The sequence below is a fragment of the Isoptericola sp. NPDC057191 genome (assembly GCF_042670225.1).
GTDB lineage: Bacteria > Actinomycetota > Actinomycetes > Actinomycetales > Cellulomonadaceae > Isoptericola.
The window spans coordinates 1-5,959 of sequence record NZ_JBHUWC010000221.1 but is presented as its reverse complement, the minus strand read 5'-3'; the positions used below and the strand labels follow the sequence as shown (position 1 = coordinate 5,959).

The 5,959-nt window shown below is 77.5% G+C and carries 5 protein-coding genes; 3 read left to right on the top strand and 2 right to left on the bottom strand.

What is annotated here, in order from left to right:
• From ACFT55_RS18590 to ACFT55_RS18580, 3 genes are all read left to right on the top strand, one after another.
• On the top strand, positions 1 to 1,127 hold a 1,127-nt coding region (locus ACFT55_RS18590; protein ID WP_380245329.1), incomplete at its 5' end, for a glycosyltransferase.
• Entirely contained in the window at positions 1,124 to 2,749 is a 1,626-nt protein-coding gene (locus ACFT55_RS18585; protein WP_380245328.1) for a CpsD/CapB family tyrosine-protein kinase, read from the top strand. The genes ACFT55_RS18590 and ACFT55_RS18585, both read left to right, overlap by 4 nt.
• A complete protein-coding gene (locus ACFT55_RS18580) occupies positions 2,746 to 3,987 on the top strand; it encodes a glycosyltransferase (protein ID WP_380245327.1) in 1,242 nt (413 codons plus the stop codon). The genes ACFT55_RS18585 and ACFT55_RS18580 overlap by 4 nt, the downstream gene beginning before the upstream one ends.
• Here ACFT55_RS18580 and ACFT55_RS18575 read toward each other — a convergent pair.
• Both ACFT55_RS18575 and ACFT55_RS18570 read right to left on the bottom strand, forming a co-directional pair.
• On the bottom strand, positions 3,935 to 5,113 hold the full coding sequence (locus tag ACFT55_RS18575) for a glycosyltransferase (protein WP_380245326.1): 1,179 nt from the start codon (positions 5,111 to 5,113) through the stop codon (positions 3,935 to 3,937). The genes ACFT55_RS18580 and ACFT55_RS18575 overlap by 53 nt on opposite strands.
• Positions 5,110 to 5,959: glycosyltransferase family 4 protein (locus ACFT55_RS18570; protein ID WP_380245325.1), on the bottom strand; the 850-nt coding region annotated here is incomplete at its 5' end. The genes ACFT55_RS18570 and ACFT55_RS18575, both read right to left, overlap by 4 nt.

Sequence of the window (5,959 nt, the reverse complement as noted above, 5' to 3'; positions counted from 1 at the left end):
GGGGAGGTCCGATGACCGAAGGCGTGGTGCTGGCGCACGACTACGCGACGCAGCGCGGCGGCGCGGAGCGCGTCGCCCTGCTCCTGGCGGACGCGTTCCCCGGCTCGCCCATGTACACGACGCTGTACGACCAGGGCGGCACGTTCCCCGAGTTCGCGAAGGTCCCGCTGCGGACCGGCCCGCTGGACCGGGTGCGGACGCTGCGCCGCCACCACCGGCTGGCGCTCCCCGTCCTCGCCCCGGCGATCGGTGGTCAGCGCGTCGACGGCGACGTGCTGGTCGCGAGCTCGACGGGCTGGGCGCACGGCTACCGCGGCGCCCGCCGCACCGTCGTCTACTGCCACGCCCCGGCGCGCTGGCTCTACCAGCGCGACCGGTACCTCGGCTCGCACGGCGGCTCGTCCTCCGCCGCGGCCCGGAGCGCGCTCACCGCGCTGGCGCCCGCGCTGCGGCGCTGGGACGTCCGGGCCGCCCGCCGCGCCGACGTCTACCTCGCGAACTCGACCGTGACGCGGCTGGCGATCCGGGAGGCCTACGGCATCGACGCGCAGGTGGTCGCGCCGCCGCCGGCGCTGCTCCCCGCCGGTCCGGCCGCGCCGCTGCCGGGCGTCGAGCCCGGGTTCCTCCTCTGCGTGGCCAGGCTGCTGCCCTACAAGAACGTCGACGTCGTGGTCGACGCCGCCGCCGAGCTCGGGCGGACGCTCGTCGTGGTGGGCGACGGCCCGGAGCGGGAACGGCTGCGGTCGCGTGCGGCGCGGGCGGGTGCGGGCCGCGTGCTGCTCGCCGGGCGGGTCGACGACGCGACGCTGCGCTGGCTGTACCGGAACGCGGCGCTGCTCGTCGCCGCCTCGCACGAGGACTACGGGCTCACGCCGCTCGAGGCCGGGGCGAGCGGCGTGCCCGTCGCCGCCCTGCGGGGCGGCGGCTACCTGGACACGGTGGCCGAGGGCGTCAACGGCACGTTCTTCGACGAGGCGCGGGTCGACCTCGTCGCGGGTGCGGTCGAGAAGGCTCTCGCCACGGTCTGGGACGGCGTGGCGATCGCCGCGCACGTGGACGGCTTCGGGCGGGACCGGTTCGTCGCGCGCCTGCGCGACGAGGTGACCCGGATGAGGGAGGACCGATGAGCGTCAGGGACGTCCTGGGCGTCGTGTGGGTCAGCAGATGGCTGGTCCTCGCGAGCGTCCTGCTCGTGGTCGCGGGGTCGCTCGCGTACCTCGAGCGGCAGGAGGAGACCTACCGGTCCACGACCGCCGTGCAGCTGCAGAGCACCCGCGCGGCGAGCGACGACGCCACCGAGGTGACGGTGGCGACGACGCCGTCCGACGTCGTCGCGCCGTCCGTCGTCAAGGCGGCCGCGGCGGACCTCGGGGTGCCCGCCGCCACGGTCGAGGGGAGCGTCACAGGGAGCTTCGGCTCGGAGGACGGCGCCACGATCCTCGTCACCGCGGAGGGCTCGGACCCGCAGGCGACCCGCGTGATGGCGGACGCCGTGGCCCGGGCGTACGCCGCCCACCTCGTGCAGCTGCGTGACGCGCAGCTCGGCCAGCTCGACGACCAGCGCGATTCCCAGCGCGACCAGCTCGTGCCGGTGGACAAGCAGCTCAAGAAGGACCCGGAGGACCCGCTGGCGGCGGCCGAGCGGACCACGATCGTCGACCAGTACCAGACGCTCACGGAGCAGATGAACACGCTGCGCTCGCTCGTCGTGCCGGGCGAGATCGCGCAGAAGGCGTCGGCGGGGCAGCCGGTGGGGATCCCGCCGGCCGCCGTCGTCGCCCTCGCCGTGCTGGGTGGCCTCCTCGTCGGCGTGGGGCTCGCGTTCGCCCGACGCGGCGTCGACGTCCGGGTGCGGGGTGCGCACGACGCGGCCCGCACCGCCGCGAGCCCCGTGCTCGCCGAGCTCGCCGACGCCCGCCGCGCGGACCGGGACGCCCGCGAGACGGGGGTGCTGCCCGTGGCGGGCAAGCGCGCGACACCGTTCACGGAGTCGGTCCGCGAGCTGCGCACGGCCGTCCAGGTCGCGACGGACGAGCACGAGCGCGTCGTCGTCGTGGTGACGTCGGCAGACTCGCTGGCACCGCGGTCGTTCGTCGCCGCGAACCTCGCGGCCTCCTACGCGCTGAGCGGGCGCCGCACCATCGCGGTCTCCGGCGACCTGCGCCGCCCGCAGCTGGACGAGCTGCTGCCCGCGGCCTCCGGCTGGTCCGGCGACGAGCGGCAGCTGCGCTCGACCACGGTGCCCAACCTGTCCGTGTTCCCGGTGCCGCAGGAGGACATGGACCCCGCCGACTTCCTCGCCACCGACCGGGCGCGGGACCTGCTGGAGCGGCTGCGCGAGCGCGCAGAGGTCGTGGTCATCGACGCGCCGCCGGTCCTGGCGGCCGCCGACGCGAGCATCCTGGGCCGCTACGCCACGGGCGTGGTCCTGCTCGCCGCGTCCGGGCGCACCGACCGCCTCGTGCTGGCGGAGGCGGCCGACCGGCTCCGGGTCAACGACGTGCCCCTCCTGGGCGTCGCGCTGACGCTGGCCGCCGGCGACCGGCGGATGCGCGCGGCGACCACCTACGGCGACCCGCCGGTCGCGCGCCGCGCCCGGCGGCGCGCGGGCGCCGCCGCAGCCTCTGCCGCGGACCAGGAGTCCGACGCCGCCCCTGCGGAGCAGCCGGCCCCCGCGGCGCCGCGTACCCGGCGCGACACGTCCCAGGCGGCCGAGGGCGACCGGTCGGTGGCCGCCGGCCGACGGTGACCGCCGAGGCGAGCCGGCCCGCTCCGTTGCGGGTCGCGGTCCTCGACCACACTGCCGAGCTGGGGGGCGCCGAGCTCGCCCTCGTGCGGCTGTGCGCGGAGCTGCGGCGCCGGGCGGACGACCCGGCCCGCCCGGACGTCGAGGTGCGGGTGCTGCTGGGCGCCGACGGGCCGCTGCGCCCCCTGCTGGAGGCCCAGGGCACGGTGGTCGAGGTGCTGCCGCTCGACCCCGGGGTGCGCACCACCGCCCGCGGCGAGGTGGCCCGCGTCGGGGTGACGCAGCTGCGGGCGGCGGCCGCCGCGGCGGGCTACGCCTGGCGGCTCGCGCGCCGGCTGCGGGCGCTGCGGCCCGACGTCGTGCACACGACGTCGCTCAAGGCCGACCTGCTGGGCCTCGCCGCCGCCCGGATCGCGCGGCGGCCGTTGGTGTGGCACGTGCACGACCGCATCTCGCCGGACTACCTGCCCCGCCCGCTGGTGCTGCTGCTGCGTGTCCTGTCGCGGGTGCCGGACGCCGTCGTCGTGAACTCGTCCGCGACGGCCGCGACCCTCCCGGTGCCTGCGGTCGTCGCGTACCCAGGGTTCGCGCCGGGCCAGGAGCGGCCCGCGGTCGCGACCCGCGACCCGGGCGGGCACGAGAGGGACAGCGGGGCTCCCGTCGTCGGGATCGTCGGTCGCCTCAGCCCTACCAAGGGGCAGCTCGAGCTGCTCCGTGCCCTGCCGGCCGTGCTGGCCGCGCACCCTGGCGCGCGGCTGCGGGTGGTGGGGGAGGCCACGTTCGACGACCCCTCCTACGCGGGGCGGCTGCGACGGACGGCCGAGGAGCTCGCCGTGGCGCACGCCGTGGACTGGGTCGGCTTCGTGGCCGACCCTGCCGCGGAGCTCGACGGCTTCGACGTCTGCGTGCACGCGTCGCCCGTCCCGGAGCCGTTCGGCCAGGTGGTCGTGGAGTCGATGATCCGCGAGGTGCCGGTGGTGGCTACGTCGGCAGGCGGGGTGCTGGAGATCTTGGCGCCGGACGACGACGGCGCACCGCTGGGCCGGCTCGTGCCGCCGGGCGACGCGTCGGCGCTCGGGCGTGCCGTGGTGGCGGCCCTGGACGACCCGGCCGAGTCGCGCGAGCGTGCCCGGAGGGCGCACGCCGCGGCGCTGCGGCGGTTCCCCGTCGCGCGCACGGCGGACGTCGTCACGACGACGTGGCGACGGGCTGCAGGACGCGGTCGACCACCTCGGCCATGAGCCGGGCCTGGCCGGACCAGGTGGGCACGTCCGGGTCGGCGTGCGCGGCCGCGTCGCCCGCCCCGGCGAGGGCGGCGCGCACGACCTCGGGGAAGTCTGCGGGCTCCGCGACGACCACCCGCGGGTCGGCCGTGTCCCGGAAACCCGCGACGGGCGTGGCGACCACCGGGCGGCCGACGGCGCGGTACTCGTAGGCCTTGATGGGGTCGAGGCTCTCGGTGAAACGGTCGACCAGGTGGGGCACGAGGAGGACGTCGGCGTGCTGGAGGAACCCGGGGACCTCGTCCCATGCCCGGCGGCCCAGCGTGACGACGCCGTCGGCGCGCACCCGGGCGATCTCCGCCGTCGTGAGGTCCAGCACGGGCCCGACCACCACCACGGTGCCGCGCTGGCCGGCCGTCCCCGTTCCTCCGGAGGTGTCGCCGGTGCGCGGCGCGCCCGCGGCGAGGGTGCGGGCGGTCGCGCGCAGCAGGTCGACGTCGAACCGGTCCCGGTGCACGGTGCCGACGTACACGGCCGTCGGCCCGGCGGGCAGGTCGGCGGGCCGCGGCACCGGGCGGCGGTACCGCTCGACGTCGACGCCGTTGGTCACGAGCGTGACCGGGCGGTCGACGCCCTTCGTCGCGACGAGGTGGGGGGAGCACGCGACGACCTCGCGGCAGGTGCGCAGCAGGTACGCCTCGTCGTCGCGCAGCCGTCGCTGCTCCGCGGGGGTCCGCTCGGCTGCGAGCCAGTCGTCCGTGATGTCGTAGAGGGCCGGCCACCCCGTCTCACGCAGCACCGTGGCACCCGCGGGGTCGTTGATCCACAGGACCGGGGTGGAGAGACCGGCACGCTGCGCGGCACGGAGCACGCCCCGGGCGCGACGTCGGTCGCCGGCCGGGTCGACGCGACGCGGCAGGGGCTTCGTCGGCTCGTAGCACCACAGCCGCTCGCCGGCGCGGCGCAGACCCCGGCCCCGGTGCGGCCGGAACCCTCGCCGCAGCTCGTGCAGGGGGTCGACGGCGGGCTCCACGAAGAGCACCCGCAGGCCCGGGTCGGTGGCCAGGAGCTCGTCCACGAGGTACTGGTTGCGGCGGCGGTGGTGGTCCCAGGCCTCCAGGGACAGCACGACGAGGTCGGTCATCCGGGCTCCTCCAGGAGGGTCGTGGCGGGGGTCGTCGCGGGTGCGCCGATCGCCGCCCGGTAGACGGCGTCGGTGGCGGCCGCCTGCCGGTCGACGGTGAAGACGGTGCGCTGCCGGGCCTGCGCCGCCCGGGCGTAGGCGTCCCGCCGGGCGGGGTCGGCGGCGAGGGTCGTGAGGTGGCTGCCGGCCCCGGTCGCGTCCAAGGGTTCGTGCAGGGCGAGCGGGTCGAGGCCGGCGAGGGTCTCCCGATGGCCGCCGGCGTCCGCCGCCACGACGGGCAGCCCGTTCGCCATCGCCTCCAGGACCGTGAGTCCGAGGCCCTCGACGGGGCACGGCGCGAGGAGCAGGCTCGCGGCAGCCATGAGGTCCTCGACGTCGTGCCGGGCGCCGAGCAGGTCGACGGCGCCCCCGACGCCGAGCCCCGCGGCGAGCTCGCGCAGCGCGGGTGCCTGCGACCCGGCGCCCGCGACCCGCAGCCGCCAGCCCTGCTCGGCGAGCCGGGACGCGGCGAACGCACGCACCGCCACGTCCGTGCGCTTCTCGGGCTCGAGGCGCTGGACCGCGAGCACCACCGGCTCGCGTCCGGAGGCGGGGCGGGCGTCGGGGCGGGGGTCGAGACCGGGGTGCACCACGGTGCTCGGCCCCTCGACGTGGGCGGCGACGTACGCGCTGATCGCGATTTGGGCGACCACCCGGCGCCGCGCCACGGCCGCGACGAGCCTCCCGCCCGGCCCGTGGCCCCGGGCACCGGCGAAGTGCCGCGTGCTGACGACCGGCGGGAGCCGCCGGGAGACCCCGGCCAGCGTGACCGCGACCTCGGCGGCGGTCATGTGCACGTGCAGGACG

Coding starts and splice junctions, on each gene's coding strand:
- ACFT55_RS18585 (WP_380245328.1), top strand. CDS start 1,124: ATGAGCGTCAGGGACGTCCTGGGCGTCGTGTGGGTCAGCAGATGGCTG.
- ACFT55_RS18575 (WP_380245326.1), bottom strand. CDS start 5,113: ATGACCGACCTCGTCGTGCTGTCCCTGGAGGCCTGGGACCACCACCGC.